General features: G+C 59.0%; 15 protein-coding genes and 1 pseudogene. 4 read left to right on the top strand and 12 right to left on the bottom strand.

What is annotated here, in order from left to right; all coding sequences use genetic code 11:
- The 4 genes from IVA95_RS04425 to IVA95_RS04410 all read right to left on the bottom strand — a co-directional run.
- Positions 1-593 (bottom strand): transposase (locus IVA95_RS04425; protein ID WP_247509390.1); only part of this gene is annotated, 593 nt, incomplete at its 3' end.
- Between the two features lie 243 nt (positions 594-836).
- On the bottom strand, positions 837-2,273 hold the full coding sequence (locus IVA95_RS04420) for an IS1182 family transposase (protein WP_247509389.1): 1,437 nt from the start codon (positions 2,271-2,273) through the stop codon (positions 837-839).
- Positions 2,274-2,621: 348 nt separating this feature from the next.
- A complete protein-coding gene (locus IVA95_RS04415; protein ID WP_247509388.1) occupies positions 2,622-3,821 on the bottom strand; it encodes an IS256 family transposase in 1,200 nt (399 codons plus the stop codon).
- A gap of 1,167 nt (positions 3,822-4,988) precedes the next feature.
- Positions 4,989-5,351, bottom strand: coding sequence for a thermonuclease family protein (locus IVA95_RS04410; protein WP_346657978.1), 363 nt, complete (start codon positions 5,349-5,351; stop codon positions 4,989-4,991).
- A 390-nt stretch (positions 5,352-5,741) separates the two neighbouring features.
- On the opposite strand from IVA95_RS04410, the pseudogene IVA95_RS04405 reads away from it, so the two are divergent.
- Positions 5,742-5,980: pseudogene (locus tag IVA95_RS04405) on the top strand (hypothetical protein).
- Between the two features lie 34 nt (positions 5,981-6,014).
- On the opposite strand, the gene IVA95_RS04400 reads toward IVA95_RS04405, so the two are convergent.
- Positions 6,015-6,200 carry a DUF3606 domain-containing protein gene (locus IVA95_RS04400; protein WP_247509387.1) on the bottom strand — a complete coding sequence of 62 codons (186 nt, stop codon included), beginning with the start codon at positions 6,198-6,200 and terminating at the stop codon, positions 6,015-6,017.
- Between the two features lie 108 nt (positions 6,201-6,308).
- Between IVA95_RS04400 and ligD the strand changes: the two genes are divergently transcribed.
- The 3 genes from ligD to IVA95_RS04385 are packed head-to-tail and all read left to right on the top strand — an operon-like array spanning position 6,309 to position 8,304.
- A complete protein-coding gene (gene ligD, locus IVA95_RS04395) occupies positions 6,309-7,229 on the top strand; it encodes a non-homologous end-joining DNA ligase (protein ID WP_247509386.1) in 921 nt (306 codons plus the stop codon).
- Entirely contained in the window at positions 7,229-7,396 is a 168-nt protein-coding gene (locus IVA95_RS04390) for a hypothetical protein (RefSeq protein ID WP_247509385.1), read from the top strand. The genes ligD and IVA95_RS04390 overlap by 1 nt, the downstream gene beginning before the upstream one ends.
- Complete coding sequence (locus IVA95_RS04385; protein ID WP_247509384.1) at positions 7,393-8,304, top strand: hypothetical protein; 912 nt, start codon at positions 7,393-7,395, stop codon at positions 8,302-8,304. Before IVA95_RS04390 ends, IVA95_RS04385 begins: the two co-directional genes overlap by 4 nt.
- A 58-nt stretch (positions 8,305-8,362) precedes the next feature.
- Here IVA95_RS04385 and IVA95_RS04380 read toward each other — a convergent pair whose 3' ends face one another.
- The 7 genes from IVA95_RS04380 to IVA95_RS04350 form a co-directional block, all read right to left on the bottom strand.
- Positions 8,363-9,223, bottom strand: a complete 861-nt coding sequence (locus IVA95_RS04380; RefSeq protein ID WP_247509383.1) for a hypothetical protein — start codon at positions 9,221-9,223, stop codon at positions 8,363-8,365.
- Between the two features lie 10 nt (positions 9,224-9,233).
- On the bottom strand, positions 9,234-10,670 hold the full coding sequence (locus IVA95_RS04375) for a DUF1524 domain-containing protein (protein ID WP_247509382.1): 1,437 nt from the start codon (positions 10,668-10,670) through the stop codon (positions 9,234-9,236).
- A gap of 61 nt (positions 10,671-10,731) precedes the next feature.
- On the bottom strand, positions 10,732-11,073 hold the full coding sequence (locus IVA95_RS04370; protein ID WP_247509381.1) for a DUF262 domain-containing protein: 342 nt from the start codon (positions 11,071-11,073) through the stop codon (positions 10,732-10,734).
- A 162-nt stretch (positions 11,074-11,235) separates the two neighbouring features.
- Entirely contained in the window at positions 11,236-11,514 is a 279-nt protein-coding gene (locus tag IVA95_RS04365) for a hypothetical protein (RefSeq protein WP_247509380.1), read from the bottom strand.
- Between the two features lie 1,684 nt (positions 11,515-13,198).
- On the bottom strand, positions 13,199-13,690 hold the full coding sequence (locus tag IVA95_RS04360; RefSeq protein ID WP_247509379.1) for a GNAT family N-acetyltransferase: 492 nt from the start codon (positions 13,688-13,690) through the stop codon (positions 13,199-13,201).
- An 84-nt stretch (positions 13,691-13,774) separates the two neighbouring features.
- A complete protein-coding gene (locus IVA95_RS04355; protein WP_247509378.1) occupies positions 13,775-14,953 on the bottom strand; it encodes a hypothetical protein in 1,179 nt (392 codons plus the stop codon).
- Complete coding sequence (locus IVA95_RS04350) at positions 14,950-16,425, bottom strand: coproporphyrinogen-III oxidase family protein (protein ID WP_247509377.1); 1,476 nt, start codon at positions 16,423-16,425, stop codon at positions 14,950-14,952. Before IVA95_RS04350 ends, IVA95_RS04355 begins: the two co-directional genes overlap by 4 nt.
- Positions 16,426-17,979: the final 1,554 nt, after the last annotated feature.

The raw sequence follows: 17,979 nt of genomic DNA, 5'->3' as shown, positions 1-17,979 counted from the left end.
CCGCCCACAATCTGCTGCTCGATGGCCATTCGGGCGCTGAGTAGCGGCGCTACCGCAACGGCGAGTGCTGGCCGATCTTCGATGAGCTCGGCAGCACGCAACGCGAATACGTTCATCTTTGCTGGGCCAATAACAAGCCCCAGATTCTTTAAGAACCCGCGGACTTGGTTCTCGAGATCCCGCTTGATCTTGACGAGCAGAGCCCGGCTCGCCAAGAGAGCCTTGACCGCGTGACTGTCGAGGTCTTTGACGCGCACCTCCTTGTACCATCCACACTGCATGATGCGGGCGATGCCTATGGCATCGTTGCGATCGCTCTTGTTGATCTGCATTTTCAAAACGGCCTTGGCGTGCCTGGCGTCGATGCAGATGACGGGCAGCTCCAACTTCTTCAACTCAGTGCACAGCCACGTCGATGTTGCTCCGGCTTCGAGTCCGATCCGCGCGACATGCGGAGCGTTTGATTTGATGAAAGCTGCGATCGCTTCCGGGTCGGATTGAACAGTTCCTTCACGTCGAATCTTTCCCGTTCGATCAACAATGCAGATCGCTGTTAGCTTCAGGGACACGTCCAGTCCGACATAATGCTCCATTGCAGCTCTCCGGTTTGCGGGGCCCAAGAGGTGAGCCTCATCGATTCCTGGAGAGCTGATTCGCAGAGCTTCAGTATGGCTCTGGCCCGGAATTACCCCATGTGTGAAAATCGCGCAACTTGGGGCGCTCCGGGGCATTTCGCGGCCGCCGAGCTTCTAATTCGGTGGAATCGACCTCCCGTCATCTCAGTGGCAACCAGGAGCTTCATGTAGGCGTTGATTTGATCGCTCAGAAGGCCGGCCTCACGCCCGCATCGCCTCCAGCAATCCGCCCACGCCCACGATCATCATCACGCGCTTCATGTTGTAGGCGAGGACGTTGAGCGCCATCTCGGTGGCCACCTTTGGCAGCCTTTTCGTGAGAAAGTGTGTTGCTCCCATCCAACACTTCATCGTGCCGAACGGATGCTCCACTGTCTGACGGCGGACACCCATTGCATCGGGGTTTTGGTCGAGCCGATTTTGAACTCTCTCCAGAACAGCTTCGTGCTCCCAGCGTGAGATGCGGCGCTCGGGGCCTGTCGTGCACTGAGCTTTTAGCGCGCAGGTTTTGCAGGTGCTTGTCCAATAGCGGCGCAGTGTCTTTCCGTCCTCTATGTTCGTATAGTGATAAGTTAGCCGCTCGCCGGCGGGACAGCGATAGACATCGTCGGCAGCAACATAGACGAAGTCCTGTTTGCCGAAGCGGCCAGCAGCTTTGGCGCCCGAAGTCATCGGCTTCGGCAGCGTCACCGTGATGGCGGCTTCCTCGCAGGCCTTGATCTCCTCTCCATCGTAATAGCCGCGGTCTGCCACGGCTTCGAGCGTCTCGACAGCCATCTCGGCGCGAGCCTGTCCGGCCATGTTGACGAGTTGGTGGCGATCGGTGCCCACGTTGGTCACTTCGTGAGCCACGATGAGATGATGCTGCGTATCAACTGCAATCTGAACGTTGTAGCCAACGATGCCGGTGTCCTTGCCACTTGTCGCCATCGAGCGCGCGTCAGGATCGGTCAGCGAGATCTGCTTGTCCTCGCTCTTCATCATCTCCGCATTGATCGCATTGAGCCGGACCGTCTCCTCCTTGAGCTTCTCGATCTTACCCTTCAACCGCTCAACCTTCGCCTCTGGCACTGCATCGCCGTGCCGATCGGCGGTCTCGAGCTGCGAGAGATAGCGGGCGATGCTCTCGTCTATCCGCTCAAGGCGCCGCTTCATCTTCGCCTCAGTGAAGTTCTTGTCCCGCGCATTGACGGCCTTGAACTTCGATCCATCGATGGCGACGCTCGCTGCAACAAGCAGATCAAGCTTGCGGCACAGCGCGACGAACTCGCGGCAGACCTCACGAATGGCCTTGCCATTGTCCTTGCGGAAATCTGCGATGGTCTTGAAGTCTGGCGCCAACTGCCCCGTCAGCCAGATCATCTCGATATTGCGCTGGCATTCCCGCTCCAGGCGTCGGCTCGACGGCACGCGATTGCGGTAGCCGTAGATGTAGAGCTTGAGCATCATGCCGGGGTGATAGCCGGATCGCTCCTTGTCGAGTGGCTGGACACCGACAAATCCGAGCTTGTCGAGATCGAGACCGTCGACAAACACGTCGACCGCCCGCACCGGGTTATCCTCGGTCACATAGTCGTCGAGCGATGCCGGAAACAGTGTGCTCTGCCCGCGATCCAATCCTTCAACAAAGCGCTTCATCGGATGCCCCGCAAAATCGCCGGGAATCTTACCGCGCGAATCACAGGAAACAGAGCCTTTTCACACAGCCTGGGCCAGAACCAGTTAGCTACTGAGCGCGCAGTGATGCGCTACAGACGCGTACACGATGTGGAGATGAGTTGCAGTTCTTAGTCCGTACGCTTTTTCATGGGCATGGTTGGGTCACTTCGCTCCCTTAGAATGGTGCCGCGCTTATTGCAAACCCTGCAGATGAATCGCTCCTCGCAAGGCGGACGTGTGTCCGGCCATTAGTCGAACCGGATCGTGTCCCTAAGCGTGGTGTAACTGGCGGTGGGACACCGCGTTCGCCGGCAAGAGCCGGACTGGTCAGCTGGCGATAGCCGGGAGGCTGACGGTTGGATCATCGCTCAACGGAGCGATAGTTTCCAGCGTCATGTAGCGGGCGCGCTGGACGGCCCATTCATCGTTCTGCTCGAGCAGGATCGCGCCGATGAGGCGGATGATGGCATCTTCATTGGGGAAGATGCCGACCACCTCGGTGCGCCGCTTGATCTCGCCGTTGAGGCGCTCGATCGGGTTGGTCGAGTGCAACTTGCTTCGATGCTGGGGCGGGAAGGTCATATAGGAGAGCACGTCGGTCTCGGCCTCGTCGAGGAAGCCAGAGAGCTTCGGCAGCTTGGGGCGGAGCTGGTCGGCGACCTTGCGCCATTGCGTTCGTGCGGCCTCGGCATCGTCCTGGGCAAACGCGGTGGCGATGAAGGCGGAGACGACGCGCCGTCCGCTCTTGCCGGCATGGGCCAGCGCGTTGCGCATGAAGTGGACGCGACAACGCTGCCAAGAGGCGTTGAGCACCTTGGCCACGGTGGCCTTGATGCCCTCGTGGGCGTCGGAGACGACCAGCTTGACGCCGCGCAGGCCGCGGCGAGCGAGCTTGCGCAGGAAGGCTGTCCAGAACGTCTCAGCCTCCGAGGGGCCGATATCCATGCCGAGAACCTCGCGCCGGCCATCGCTGTTGACGCCGACCGCAATGATCACCGCGACTGAGACGATGCGCCCCTGCTGGCGCACCTTCACGTCGGTGGCATCGATCCACAGATACGGCCAGTCGCCCTCGATCGGGCGGCCGAAGAACGCCTTCACCTTGTCATCGATCTCGCCGCACAGCCGGCTCACCTGACTCTTGGAGATGCCGGTCATGCCCATGGCCTGCACCAGATCGTCCACCGAACTGGTCGAGACGCCTTGCACATAGGCTTCCTGCACCACGGCGGTGAGCGCCTTCTCGGCCATCCGGCGCGGCTCCAGAAAGCCAGGGAAGTAGGAGCCCTTGCGCAGCTTGGGGATACGAAGCTCGACCGTGCCGGCGCGGGTCTCCCAGGTCCGGTCGCGGTAGCCGTTGCGCTGTGCCAGACGCTCCGGGTGCTTCTCGCCGTAGGCGGCCCCGGTCTGGCCTTCCACTTCCAGCTCCATCAATCGCTGGGCAGCAAAGCCGATCATCTCGCGCAGTAGATCCGCATCAGGGGTCTTCTCCAAGAGCGTGCGGAGGTTGATCATCTCATCGGTCATCGGTGGTTCCTCGAATCAGGTTGGTGTCAGCAACCCGACCCTATCGGCGAACTGCCGGTGACCACCGCAAAGCCGCCCGCCCGCTACGGCGCTATGTGACGGCGCGCGTACGGGCGGCTTTGCTCTACCGAGCTAGTGCAGCGAAGCTAGCTGCCATTCCAGCGGGTGCAAGTCCCGCCGACACAGGAGTCCAATCGATGTCGTAGTCATATCCAGCGACGGGAAGGGTGACCGACCCGTCGGAAGCCTGGACGTAAAAGCCTCCGGTGGCTGGGTTTATCCCGGTCGGATCCGTCTAGGGGAGGCGAGCAACCTGACAGGCCGCAACAGTTGTAAACCAGTGAAGCCGCGAAAGTGAGCGCCCGCGTGAAACGGATCGCGGGAGCATTGGGAGTGTCGAGCCGGTTAGCTCGTGGCGAAGACCATGTCGGCGTCGTGAACTTGGACGATACGATGTCCGGACTCCCCGAGGTCGTAGAGGGCGGCATGTCAGGAAGGAATGCGCAGCGAAAGCTCGGAACCACTCGCGGGTCGCCTCGGCGCTCCCGCACAGCGAAGGCATCGCGTATAAGCCGCTCCGCGGTGAAATCGCGATGTGCCTGCGAGTGGGGCGGATGGGGTCGATTAAGTGATGATGGTCCGGGACAACATAACCCGGGCAGGAGCGAGGACCCCTGGGGTAGGAGTGGTGATTCCACTTTAATGGCGGTGCACGATCGAGCCCGCGGCCCGACACTGCGCGGGATAACCGTTGGACCACGAGGTGCACGAAGGGTGGAGGCAAACTGGCTGACACGGCGCGTATGTCGGGAGCAGACTTAAGCGCGTGTGGCATCCGGGAAGGCGCCACTTGAAATGCCAGCCTTGCAGCCGTACTGGGGAAAACCCGCCGTACGGAATGATAGGGGGGATCGAGGAAACGTCGGCATCATCCGAAGCCCGCTACGCGCCTCGATCCTACCCGACCACCACCACCGGGGACACGACCTTGGCCCAACACACATTGTGGATCGGCATCTCTCTGGAATCGTATCAAGGATGGGCATTTGCGTCATCCGAGCAGGTGGCCGGCTTTCCACTTGCCCGGATGCATGCACGATAGCGCCATGGCTCGACGTAGCTTCCCTTCCAGAATCCCTGGCCGGTACGCTCAGCCTCGCGCTGAGCTTACCGATATCGGCCCTTCGAGTATTGAGGCCAATCCAACGCAAGGCCGCTCAGTACAAGCCATTCAGCGAGATCCCTGCCTGCGACCGTGCAGGTCGCGACGGTGCGGCCATACGGGTTGAGGCTGACTGGAACACAATTGACGGGACGGCGGGCAATGAAGGCGTCAAGATCGTTCGCGGCCTGCGCACCGCAACGATATTGTAAGCTATCTTCGCCGCGGCACAGCTGACTGCTCTCCGGTGCATCAATACCCCAAAGCCGGATGCGCACTCCATGTATTTCGAGCGTGTCGCCGTCGATCACGCTGGCCTGTCCGACAAAATCGTCCGCCAGCGCCACGCTCGACAGAATGGCGAGCATCAATGCGATAGAGATTCGACGCATTCCAATGACCTTGTAGCTACCGCAATTCTCGCGGATTGGATTTCGGCCAGATCTCGAGTAGTTTCAGCGCCGGCAGGTTCTCGCGTTAGATGGTAGGCTGGTCAGCCGGCGAAGAGGATAAGTTGCGTCCCAATGCGCCGCTTGGGATGAGACAAAGGCGCTGCAGCACCCTTTGCCAGACGAGACCCTGAAAGTCGTCATGCGCGACGCGGGCAAGGAGACAAGATTGCTGCGTGGCTGTTTTGCACAGTGCGGCGGAACACGTGGAAAGCACCTGCCCCGACGATTTGGAATCCCTGCTCTGTGTTAGCAGCCGGAACGAATCGAGGGCCGCAAGGATTCGCCCCTCGCGCAGGAGCGATTGTGATGCTGATGAAGAAGGAGAGGCGGACGGCGATCCGCACGGTGCGGGGGTGGGCTATAGCCGTGCTACAGGAGGCAGGCGCAATCCGCGAGTGTGAGTACCACGGCTGGATGCAGGACCGCGCAGATCCGCACGCCAGGATCCGCCACCGGGTCTTCCGCCCGAGGCGGCCGCCAGCGCAGTGACGGAGGTCCTGGACTCGATCGGCGATACCTGCCCCGAATGCCCGACCGAGGTCTAGGCACGCCCTGAAGGATCGATGCCAGCAAAGGTGACTAACGCCCGAGACGCTTCTCGACCCGCTTCCGGCTGTGGCCGAACTTTTTGACAGCTTTTTTGACCGCTGACGCCGACCGCCCTGTCTTCTTGGACTCGTACCCTACTTCATACTTTTGCCCGCCGGCCACACGGGCCCGGTCCTGCTTGCGCCCGCGCGCCGTCTTCTTCTTCGCTGCCGCCATCGGCTCCTCCTGTCGGATTGATAACAGCCCAACGCAGCACAAGATTCGTCGGTTCCGGAACGATTCGAACTGTGTCAGTTTGAATCAGCTGTTGCGTGGAGTGTTTGAGTGGCGTTTCAGCGTAAAAGGCCCCTGGCCATCGGCGTGAAAGCGCCTATGCCCGGCTTCATCGAACCGGCCTTGGCCACCTCGATCGAGAGGGTGCCGTCCGGAGAACGATGGATTCACGAAATCAAATTCGACGGCTACCGGGTCCAGGTGCATCTGGCCAACGAGGCGGCGAAGATTTTCACGCGCCGCGGCCACGATTGGACGCACCGATTCAATAAGGTCGCGCACGATGCCTGGCGCATCAAGGCGAGCTCGGCCGTCATCGACGGCGAGATCGTCGTCCCCGCTGCCGACGGCACTACGGATTTCTCGGTGCTGCAGAACGAGCTCAAGGGCAAATCGACCAAGATCGTGCTGGTGGCGTTCGATCTGCTCTATCTGAATGGCCGCGATCTTCGCAAGCTGCCGCTGATCCAGAGGAAAGCCGAGCTAAGGAAGATCGTCGATGGCACCGACGTCCAGTTCAGCGAGAGCTTCGATATCGAGGGTCGCGAGATGTTCGCGCACGCCTGCAAGCTCGGCCTGGAAGGTGTCGTCTCGAAGGTGCGAGACGGCCCCTACCCGAAGGGCCGTACAAGCGATTGGGTGAAGAAAACCTGCATCCAGCGCGAGACACTGACGATCGCCGGCTTCGCTCTCGACGAGGGAAAATGGGACGGCATCTACGTCGGCCGCCGCAAGGGCGAAGATCTGATCTATGCGGGCAAGGTCGACCACGGATTTGACAAGACTTCCGCCGCTGACCTCCAGAAGAGACTGAAGCCGCTGATCCGGAGGACGCAGCCGTACACGAAGCGGATCGCACATAAGGGCATTTGGGTCGAACCAAAGTTGCTCGCCGAGATCGAGCATCGCGCGAAGTCGGCCGAGGGAAAGGTCCGGCACCCATTCTTCCGGGGCCTGCGGGAGGACCTGTGATGGATGCATTCGATCGCTTCTGGCAATGGGCGGACAAGCCGCCGGAAAGTTTGCTGACGATTCCGGCCGAGCTACATCGGGCCGTCATGGAGCTCGCTCCTGAGGAGCGACGTGACCCCGCCGCGGTGAACCAAGCCGCAGCACGCGTACCAGATCCCGAACGATGAACGCTTGCAGGGGATCGCCGGCCTTTCACGCCTGGGCGCCGCCACAGAAACTAACCCCGCGCGCGCCGCAGCGCTGCTTCCAGTCGCTCCTTCTCTTTATCCCAGACTTCGGTTCTCGATCTCTTTTCAAGCGCCTCGACCTCGGTCTGGATGGCGGCCGCCCGCTTTGTGTGTTCCTGCTGAGCCTTGTCCAACGCACCTTCCGCCTTGTCGACCGCCTGCTGTCGGCGTTCACGGTCTTTCTGCCTGACAGCACCTCTTTGCTGTCGTCCTTGCCTTTGGTCGGAACGAAGAAAACCCGCGTCGTCGCGGGCTGGCTGGAGGCGGCGGGGTTCAACACCGTGCTTGAAGAGCGCCGCTTCGGACCTTGGACCTTGCGTGGTCCGCACGATCCGGCGGTTGCCTTCTGCGGCGTCGACAACGCGCCGACACGCGCCGATCTTGGCAGCGCGAAATTCGAACTCGTGGTGGAAGCCGGGTTGGGTGCTGGTCCCGGCGGATTTCGGAATTTCTCGCTGCACACCTTTCCGTCGTCCCGGCGGCCCGACCAAATCTGGCGCCGCGAAGATGCTGGAAGCGCACTCGATGTCTCCTCGATGCCCGCATACAGCGCGTTGCGAGACTCCGGGCTCGACACCTGCGGTCTGGCCCAACTCTCCTCGCGCACGGTTGGCGTGCCTTTCGTGGGCTTGATCGCCGCCGCCCTCGCCATCTCGGAACCGCTGCGCCGGCTGCACGGCGCTGGCGGGCTCGAGATTGCCTCGGGATCGGCCCTCAATCTCGATGATATTGAATGTGTCCGCCTGCCGTTTTCGGTCTACGCGTTCGGCCACCTGCCGGCACTGTTAGGCGAGGTGAGGCTTATGCGCGATCGCGCATTTTTCCGAGTTAACGGCGATCGCGTATAAAACGCCACGCTTCCACATCGATCGCGACGTACGTCACGCCCCTTTTTGCCGAGCGCGATCAGCCTACCATCAGCTTCTGCCGCGCACGTTTTCGCGCGCCCCTTCGTGCCTTGGCTTTTGGCCTGCCCTGCTTTCCTGCGCGCTGTTGTAGCCACGCGTTAAGCCGCGCCCGCCTGAGTGCACGGCGCTGGCGCGGGGATAGAGCAGGCGCCGGCTTCCGCTTGGAGACGGTCGCGTACATCTTCAACTGGTCCCAGAAGGTGATTTCGTACAGGTCGCCGCCCTTGGACCGCGCCCGTCGGACGACCAAGCCGGGTTCTCTCTTGAACACCTTGCCGGCCCTATCGAGCATCTCTTTTACGACGTTCACGTCGCCGTCCTTAACCAGAAAAGATTGGATCTTTTGGTCAGGTTCGATAAAGGCGCCGTCTTCACGGAGCGTGATGCCGCGCACGATCTTCTCAGTCATCGCGGGCAGACTTTCCTCCGGGATGCTGATTCCAAGCTGCTCCTCAAGGGGACGATCCCAACCCTCTCCGAGACCTGGCACCACGTTCTTTCCCTTGAGCTCATCCCCTTTGTACATCTCGCCGAGAATCTTCTTTGCCCGATCGTTGCGCGCCGCGGCGTCTCCCTCATTTTTGGCGGCGTCCGGGTTGATGGCGCGCAATGCCTTTTCGGCAAGTCCGGCTGAAGCGGGATTGTTTGCGTCAAGCGTAAGCCCTAAGCGGCCTATCAAATCGCGTTCCAGCTTTCCGTAGCGGTCGTTGCACGCAACGCACGACGGAATCTGCCACTTTTCCATGTCAGCGGCCGTCGTGTCGGGATACCAAGACTTTGGAAGCACGTGATCCCAATTGCGCTCCACCCCTTCTTTAAGGCAGTGAACGCACCGTCCTTTTCCCGGGTTCTTCGCCATAGCGCTACGCTCAGGTCACATCGATCGGCGAGGTACGCCACACGTCTTTACCGAGCGCGATCAGCATATCCTGCCGCTGTTCGATGTCGTGCGCCGACCAGTTCTCAAAGGCCCGTAGCTTTTCGTTGATGCGTGTGATCGACGAATTCTTCCCGACCGGATTCAAGGCGACAATGCTGCGCGTCAGATAATTTCCGGATTTCCCGTACTCCGGCTTCTTTTTCTCGAAGAACCCGTTGCTCGCGACGATGTTGATCGGCTTTTCGAGGAGCGTCAGATTGCCAAGCCGTACTTTGTAGTCATCGTAGCCCTTGCCGGGATTGCCGGTCGTAAAAGATTGGTGGAGATCAGCTTCGGGAGTGTCGGGCAGAATATGCTCGATCTCAAGCGCGGTGAATTCGCCAAGGCTACCGGGCGCGCTCATACCCTTGAACGCCATTTCAACATGCTGCGCGAGCTTGGCCAACAGATAGCGCGTGCGGTATTGCTGCATCGATCCGAGCGTGTAGCGGCGCAGCGTATCGCCAAGCTCGGCATCCTTGCCGACCATGTTCTTGTGCAGCCGCTCCGCCACGATCTCGTTGAGCCGCGTCTTCTGCGCCTTCGCGTCGGCGATTTCCGCGATCTCCCGCAGCTCGTCGGCCCAAAGGGAGAAATTGCGCTCCAGATCCTTGGTCGGCGTCTTGGTGAAGATATAGTAGAACAGGAAGCTTTCGAGCTGCCGCACGAAGTGGTCGAACAAGGCTTTCGGGAAATTCGCGGCGGCCAGAAGCAGCACATAATGCAAGCTGAATGCAGCACCGCAAGACTGCTGGAGTGTATCCATGGCGACGCTGGACGCGCCGTCATTGCCACGGCCTTCAGTGAAGCCGATGTAGTGCTCGACACTACGGATGATTTTGCGGACAAAGCCGAAGGGATCGCTGCGATAGCCGCACAGCTCGGCATTGTCTTTGTCGATCAGCCAATCATAAATTTCGTCTTCGCGCACCACGCCGTCACGCCGTTCGTTCTTCACCTTGTAATTGGCCATGATGAAATAGCGCAGGAAACGCAGCGGCTTCTCCTTGTTGCGTTCAAGCGGGCCGGTGATCTTCTTCCACTCGTCCTTCAGGCGCGTGAACTCTTCCGGCTTCACTTGCGTGAACAATAGATTTTTGAGCAAGTCCATTGAATTGAGCCCGACGCCGCGCTCATTAATGGTCTCGAAAATCTTGAGCGCGCTGCTGACGTCGGTCGAAATCCGGATGAAGACGACGTTGTTGGCGAGATAGCCCCAATATTTGCGTAGCGCGTCGATATCCTTGTAGTTGGCGTCAAAGAACGCATGGATCGTCGCGTATGCACCGAGCAGCTTATCGAGCGAGCCGAACTTCGGGATGCCGGCGGCGGCGACCTTGGCCTTGGTCGTCTGCGGATCGGCTTCGGCCGCGACGATGCGATTCATCAATTCGCCAGCGCGTTCGTAGCGGGGCTCCAGCTTAAGGCTGGTCCTGAGATTACCGCCGCTATCGGTGTAGCTCGTCGAAAGCAATCCCGTAAACAGCGGATATTGCGGGCTGGCCCTGGAAGCGCTGAAGCAAGGCGCATAAGAGCAAAAAGAATGTGGTCAGGCGCTGCTGGCCGTCGATGACCTCGAAATGACCTTTCTGTGCCGTCGGCGAGACAAGGACGGTGCCGATGAAATACTCGCGCCGATCACCGACATCAAACTCCTCGTCGATGTCCTGCAAGAGCTGCTGGACCTCCTTCTCGGTCCAGACGTACTCACGCTGATAGTCCGGAACGACATAAAAGCATTCCCTGAACGCCTCTTCGATCGTGTACTTGTGGTCCTCAATCTTGGCCATTCAAACCCCATATCTCTACGCTCTCGTCCGCGCGTACCGTCAGCATTGCGACCCCAAGCTTGATCAAGCCGCCACGAGTTTCCTCGAACAATGCACGGTAGCGCGGGAAATCAGGAAACCCGAGAGCGACGACGGCGTCCGGGTATTTGGTTTGCAGACGCATCACCTTAAGCAAGGCGTGCGAGTACCATTGCTGCGCTTGATTGGTTGGTTGGTCGGCTTGACTTCGCCCGCACGACGCGGATCCCGGTAGGTCTTTGCGGGATAGCCCTTGGCCTCGACTAGCAGGATCCGGCGGCCGCGGGTGGCATAGATATCGACGCCGCGCTCCTTGGAATGGGTGTCGGCCTTGCCGACGATGGTCCAGTCGTCGTCTGCGAGAAACCGGGCAATCGTCTCGACAACATTGCCCTCCCAAAACCAGTCGGCGGTGACCTCCATCCTTCCCCCGCGTTCATCGTAACTAAGTAGTCGAGTGGCAACCGGGCGTGCCGCTGGGTGCCATCGCGGCGAGTGCTTGCACAATACTGTCATGGCACTTACTTTTGTAGGAGTTGCCGGCTGCAACATGTTTTGGAATTTCATGAATGACTATATGGTCTGCGGCCTTGCGCTGGCGGCTTCAGTGACAGCCGGCCTTTGCGTTGAGCGCATCTTCATCGAGCGGTCCCGTCGGGAGATGATCCGCCTCCACGGCGCGGACTGGCATTCGGCGGAGAACCGACAGCTCGACTCATGAACGTCACCCGTCGCCCGCTCGTCATTTTCATCATCCGATTGTTCGCATTCGACCCGAGGGGCCTGGCCCGATGATCAAACCGGTCCATCCATTCCGGTTCGCTCGCATCGAGCGCCTGCGAGAGCTGCTTGAACGAAACTACGGAATGGCAGTTGATCCGAATGCGGGCGTGAGCACCCTGGTGAGACCCGATCCGCAGCTGCCCGATGCGGGTTTGGTACTCGGTCGTGATTCAGGAGGGTGCGAGCTGGGTCCTTAGTTGAGAGCCTGCGAGCGCTACGGCACGCAACTGGTCGATACGCCCGAGTAGCATCACGATCTGGAAGGGCGACGACCATAAGCTGACCCGACGTAGGGGCGATTGGACGCGCCCGTGCACCCACCGCCCAGCATCGCGCCAAGAGCGGACTTTTGGATTCCATACGCAACAGAATGTTGCGGTTAAATCGAGGTGGATTTGTATGCCGGCTGGCAAGCCAGATCGGGACATAGCCAGGGGCTTGCGCGAGTTATCGCAGAACTTCGGCTGGAGTGCTGCGCAGCTTGCCAGTGAGCTGAAGCTGGAGCGGACGCTGGTTTGGCGAGCGATGAACGATAGGCCTATCACAGAGACTGATGCAGCGCGTCTCATGATTGGATTGGGACGACTCTCGGTCGGAGCGGTCGGCTGTCGTGATGGCGCATATGCATGAAATCTGTTGCGTTTGTTGCTGCGTGCAGTTGAGGCATTCGAGGTCGACGACGCGGTTCGGACAAGGCGGTAGACCTGATGCGCTATATCGTCTCGAAGACCGCGACGCTGCCCTGGCTGGAGAGTTTTGCCGCGCGCATGGCGCCGGGGCCACTCGCTCTACGATCCGTTCGCCGGCACATGCACCGTGTCCAGGCATTTCAAGCGGCTGGGCTATCGCATCTTCACGGGGACCTTTAAGTCTGTCCCACGCTATGCAGGTTGCGACCGTCCGTCTGAACAGGCGGCCCCGACTTCCGCTGACTTTCGACGCTTCGCGCCATCCGCTCACGTCGCGAGCCCACGACGCTCCAGAGCGTCTTCGCCTATCCGCCGCTGGCGCACAGTGTCAGCTCTCGTTTTGAATTCAACGCTGGTTCGGCCAGGCGTGAGTTTGTGCGTGCGTTCGACGCCTATCGGTCGCAAAACCTTCACGTCCTTGTCAGCTACAGTGACACGATTCATTCCGATCGCAGATCTCGCGGGACTCAACGAGAAAATCCTCGCGGATGTTACGGTTTTATCTGAGCGCATTCGACATCATTCCCAAGGAGCGAGTTTGGGCGTTTGGGCTAGTCAGGGGCAGTGATTGAATTTGTGCTCGTTGCGCGTCCGTAGAGCTTCACTGGATTATCCGGTCTCACAACCTCATTTGCTCATGCGGGGTCATCCTGGCCAATGAGCCGCTTCTCGTAAAAGATCACTGCATATCCGTGCGACATCCCTTCCCTGCGGCGAACATAGCCAGAGCTCTCATAAAGTCTTTGGGCCCCTACTTGGATCGTTGTTGTGTCGAGCATTATCCATTTGAAACCGAGAGCAAGAGCTCGCGACTCCAATTCACGAAGAACCCTCCTTCCAAACCCTCGTCGCTGAAAGACGGGGTCGACCCGCATACGTTTAAGTTCTGCGACATCATCATCAAAAGGGTTCAGCCCACCCATGGCAGCGAGTCGGGGACCAATATGCGCAACTACGAAGTCTCCGCCCGAGGCGATGTATACTTCCCCGATATTGCGTAAATCATCCTCCCAGGCCCCTTCCGGGCCACACACACCAACATCCTGCGATGCGCTTCTGTGCAGATGCCATACATCATCGCTATCCCCAGACTCGAACCGACGAAGGATCAGTTCGTCTTGAGACATCGACTATCACCTCTCGACCGGTGTCGGACGCCTGCGCCTCTGGCATCGTTGTCTGCTTTTCGCCACGCAGAGACCACCGTCAGCTTACCGGCGCGCCTCTGTCAACAGCCGCTGAGAAAGGACAGCCTCAACACTTTCCGATACCTCAACTCCGACAACTGGACGACCCGGCTCAACCGTATATTTTAAGGCCGTACTACGGTGCATCCGGGTAAACCGATCTAGTGCACAAACACAGGACGTGCGCAGCGTTCCGATTTCGCCGCCGTGATGCTCCATGACTGGCGAAATGGTCGCAACCCTGGGAAAGTCCGCTTTCCCCTTTAGCCAACCCGGCTTGAGCGGTGCACTCCCTTTGCCTGACGACAGCCAGCGGAATACCTCGTGAATGCATCTCTGCGGATAATATTCGGACAGCCGATACAGATCCCTATAAAATTGCGGTTTCTGGTGGAAGAGTTCTTCACCGACCAGTAGCACCGAGACCGCCACGATACGGGCCGAGAAGCGGCCGCTTGGACCAAGCGTATTCTTGTAAGGATTCTTTCCGTAAAACACACGAAATTGGCCAAATAAGTCCGGCGACATATGTTCATAAAAGCGCGTCAGAACATAGTTTGCTGACTCAAGGCGCTCCAGGCATAGCGCGAGACATTGCCCCGCATCCACGTCGGCCACATCACGCAAGTTAAGCAGAGCGTCCATTGCTGACTGCAATTCGCTCTCGATGATCTGATGGCCCAAGCAAAAATCTCGCTCCTCGACCCCGGCCGCGCCGAGGCAGTATACGCGTGGATCGTTCTGCAATGGATTCGTAAGGATCATATCTTCATAGGAGAGGACCTCAATGCCAGGCTGCCGTTGACAACTTGAGCGCGCAAGGCGGCTCAGTGCCTCTCCCACCGTCAGCTCGGCGTCCACGGGATGAAGGCCGGCAAACGCAGACATCTGATAAGCACAATTTACGAGATATTGGATGTCTGTCTTAGCGATCTCGAAGTCCGGCTGCGGCAGACTGAGCAGCTGCGCATCATAGTCCGTCTCCGCAATCATCGCGTTGATGCTACGCCCAAGAGCCTTAACCGCTTCATCTGGTCGTTCACTGCATTTGATCTCCGCAATGCAGTGCGGCAGTTGATCGGCGACAAAATTGCTGACCGGCCCAAGCGGGCGTTCTCGCTGCCGGCGATCAATGCTATCGGTCAGATGCGAAAATATGTCCTCCGCCTGGCAGGGCGACCCTTGCGGCGCCCGCGACTTCATCGAAAAGCAACTTGCATTTCGGCACTTGACCCGTATCGTCCGGCCGGTGAGTAATCATGTTTTTCGAGCAGATCAGTTCGTTTGTCTACTATCCTACTGTCGTTGTACGCGACCCGCTCAAGTATACTGTTCGAGAAAAATAGCAGCGATACGGCGCCCGAATTGATGGTGCCGGCGGCGGTTAACGAAAGCAGGCCATCGTTTGAGATGCAGATGAGTCCTGCCTCATTCAAGAGTTCAAGCTCGCGGCCAAAGCATTTCTCGATGGACACCCCAAACTCCCGCTCGAAGCGGGAGAGCAACACCCCGCTGCTTCGCAGGGCAAACATTACCGTTCTGCGCATGAGATCATCTTGCGACAGGACAACACCCTTCCACACTGGCTTCTCGCCCGCCTCAACCCTATACAGGTAGCGATCCAAATCTGCCTCGTTATAGAACTGGCACTGGCTCATGTAACCAAATCCGGCAACCCCAAACGGGACCAGATTATTGTCGTTCCAGGAATCGTATTTGCGGCTCTGTTGAACCGAGTGTGGCTGCGGCTGCTTACTCCAATAGAAAATCGGCCCATGGCGATAGCCGAGTTTCGTGAGGATGTGCTCGGCCATAAAATGCATGATAATGCGCTCCTTAGCCCCAGCAAATTGATATCGTCCCCGAGCCAAATGGCGGGCTACGGGGTCTGTGGATTTAAACATCAATGGGAATACATTGAACTTCTCTATTCCCATATCCAGTAAGCCGATAAGTGAGTCGTACCAGCTCCGGAGCGTTTGCTGCGGCAACCCATACATGAGGTCAAGCGACAGATTCTCAACGCCCATCTCATTCAGTAACTTTACGAGTTGTACTACCTCGTCCACGTGGTGCCCGCGGTTCAATATGCGTAAAATGCTAGGATCTAGACTCTGAACGCCCAATACGAAGCGGTTTACGCCGGCTCTAAGCAGTGTGGATATGCGATCTGCAGCGTCCACTTCCTTTGCAAGAGAGGGATGCAGTTCGAAACTCACCTCCGACTTAGACAAATCAAAGCGCCGGCTAATCATACCAAATAGCGTTTCGAGTTGACGGTTGGTCAAGAACGAGGGAGTGCCGCCTCCAAAAAAAGCAGTCTCAACAGCTCTGCCAGCCAGCGCCGCGTCCGACCAACTCATCTCTTTATCTAAAGCCGCCAGATAGCGCTCCACTCGCCCGGAAGATGGATTGATTTCCTTGGCGAAGTGGCAAAAGGTGCAATACTGATCACAGAAGGGGATGTGAAAATAGAGATCAATTGACGACGTAACCTGGAGCAACAACTTTTCGGCGTTCAGGTCGCCCATTGCCTTGAGAGGCGGATATGTGCCGACAAGATAATCGTTGTGCGTGTCAAGGTGCAAATTCCGTGACCTCAACATGTCAAGGTTGATGTCGTACGAGCGGTCGATCGCGAATTCCAAGGCCTCGGAATAGGTCGGCGCGCGCATTTTTCTAAACTCCTCTAGCTTTCGTGTGAAGGCAAGCCGCGATGGCAGCTCCGTTCCTCGTGTCACATCGCGCTCTTCAGCTCGGGCTCGATACCGAAGTCGTGCATTTCGATCAAAGGCGCGGATTTGTCGGCTCCCACTCGAGGTAACCACCGTAGATCAGAACGAGTGTCGCCATCCGCTCGGCGACACGCGCGGGATGATTATGGTTCCGCGAGGAAGACAGATGCCGTGGCCGAGGCCGAATGTCCTTCGGCGTTGCGAAACGGCACCGAGGAAGGCTTCAGGCGCCGAGGAGTGCGAATACTGCTCGTGGTGCTCCACCTCCGAGTGTGACCAGCGCCGAGTCGGGCGCCGAGCTCGATCTGCTCCAGCGTGCCATTGAACAACTTCGGTCCGCTCCCCTCTTCGAAAGGAGGCGGCCATTGCCCGAGACCAAGCTTGATTTGGTTTCCTTCCGATCCGACGCCGACATTCGCATGCCGCTGCATGCATTCGCCACACAGCCGCCCAAACGTGTCACACTGGTTTGGATTTGCTCGGGAGTAAGCGCGCTGAATGCTAGTCGCGTCTGGTGGTCTTGAGAGTTATCCAACGCGAAGAACGACAGCGGCACCCGCGAGGGACGCGGCAAAGCTTTAGGCGGGACCGCACTCAACAGCGCAGCGTCCATGGCATTGATTTGGATCAATCGAGCAAGTTTCATTTGAACTCCTGGGCCGGCGAATGCGAGACCGTCATGGTCGTGCGGATCCTTTACGGTGTCCCAGCAATCCACGTGCCACAAAAGACATTTGCGAGCCTCGCTTGAAGAGGGCAGAACCATGTGCTTCGCGTCCACCGACGGAATACTCGCGCCTCAGTGTCTGGCCCCGGACATTAACGTCTTCAGCCGGACACGGCTGAACACGACAACGCGGAATATTGAATGACGATGGCGGCCTCTCATGCCGAACTCGAACATCTGCTCCAACGGCGACCTTACGACCGAATCGCTCGGCTGATAAAGGCAGCGTCCCGGCACGTGACGGATATGCAAATGAACTCGTCGCTTTCTTGCGGCGGGGTGGCCACGGAGCGGCTTCGATCTCGTGGCGGCGCTCGGCGCGGACTTCCCAGGCGCGGTGCGCGTCGTACCGAGCGACGAGGCCCGGCCGCAGCGCGTCGGCGCGGCCGACTCTCCAGTCAAAGTGCCGTGGATCATTCTGCCCGGTTTCATCGATCTCCATGACCATCTCACCTGGAATATCCAGCCGCGATGGCTGACCGGCCGGAGTTTAACAATTGCTATGAATGGTAGGATTCCGCGGAACAGGACTGCTTGCTGAACAATCCGCACTGCCGGGCAATCCCAACTTTGGCCTGCGAAGCGCAGATTACGCGGATATCAAGGCACTTGCCGGTGGGGCGACTTCGGTCCTCAGGGTTGCTGAGCAGCGATAAGAGCTCTGCAAACCATCCGTGCGTGCGGGACTTGCCCGAAATCTGGATAGGGGGTTCCGGCTTCTCGCAACAGCAACCGGTCTCCGAGCGGCCTTGCGCCGGGAGCCTCCA

Origin of the sequence: Bradyrhizobium sp. 157, from assembly GCF_023073815.1 — a bacterium.
GTDB lineage: Bacteria > Pseudomonadota > Alphaproteobacteria > Rhizobiales > Xanthobacteraceae > Bradyrhizobium.
The sequence above is the reverse complement of the archived record's forward strand: the minus strand, read 5'-3'. Positions and strand labels throughout refer to the sequence as shown.

Excerpts from the sequence above, each read along its gene's own strand:
- IVA95_RS04355 (WP_247509378.1), bottom strand. The coding sequence starts at position 14,953 with ATGAAGTCGCGGGCGCCGCAAGGGTCGCCCTGCCAGGCGGAGGACATA.
- IVA95_RS04375 (WP_247509382.1), bottom strand. The coding sequence starts at position 10,670 with ATGAATCGCATCGTCGCGGCCGAAGCCGATCCGCAGACGACCAAGGCC.
- IVA95_RS04385 (WP_247509384.1), top strand. The coding sequence starts at position 7,393 with ATGAACGCTTGCAGGGGATCGCCGGCCTTTCACGCCTGGGCGCCGCCA.
- IVA95_RS04360 (WP_247509379.1), bottom strand. The coding sequence starts at position 13,690 with ATGTCTCAAGACGAACTGATCCTTCGTCGGTTCGAGTCTGGGGATAGC.
- IVA95_RS04390 (WP_247509385.1), top strand. The coding sequence starts at position 7,229 with ATGGATGCATTCGATCGCTTCTGGCAATGGGCGGACAAGCCGCCGGAA.
- IVA95_RS04365 (WP_247509380.1), bottom strand. The coding sequence starts at position 11,514 with ATGGAGGTCACCGCCGACTGGTTTTGGGAGGGCAATGTTGTCGAGACG.
- IVA95_RS04350 (WP_247509377.1), bottom strand. The coding sequence starts at position 16,425 with ATGCGCGCGCCGACCTATTCCGAGGCCTTGGAATTCGCGATCGACCGC.
- IVA95_RS04380 (WP_247509383.1), bottom strand. The coding sequence starts at position 9,223 with ATGGCGAAGAACCCGGGAAAAGGACGGTGCGTTCACTGCCTTAAAGAA.
- IVA95_RS04370 (WP_247509381.1), bottom strand. The coding sequence starts at position 11,073 with ATGGCCAAGATTGAGGACCACAAGTACACGATCGAAGAGGCGTTCAGG.
- IVA95_RS04400 (WP_247509387.1), bottom strand. The coding sequence starts at position 6,200 with ATGGCGGCAGCGAAGAAGAAGACGGCGCGCGGGCGCAAGCAGGACCGG.
- IVA95_RS04410 (WP_346657978.1), bottom strand. The coding sequence starts at position 5,351 with ATGCTCGCCATTCTGTCGAGCGTGGCGCTGGCGGACGATTTTGTCGGA.
- IVA95_RS04415 (WP_247509388.1), bottom strand. The coding sequence starts at position 3,821 with ATGACCGATGAGATGATCAACCTCCGCACGCTCTTGGAGAAGACCCCT.
- IVA95_RS04420 (WP_247509389.1), bottom strand. The coding sequence starts at position 2,273 with ATGAAGCGCTTTGTTGAAGGATTGGATCGCGGGCAGAGCACACTGTTT.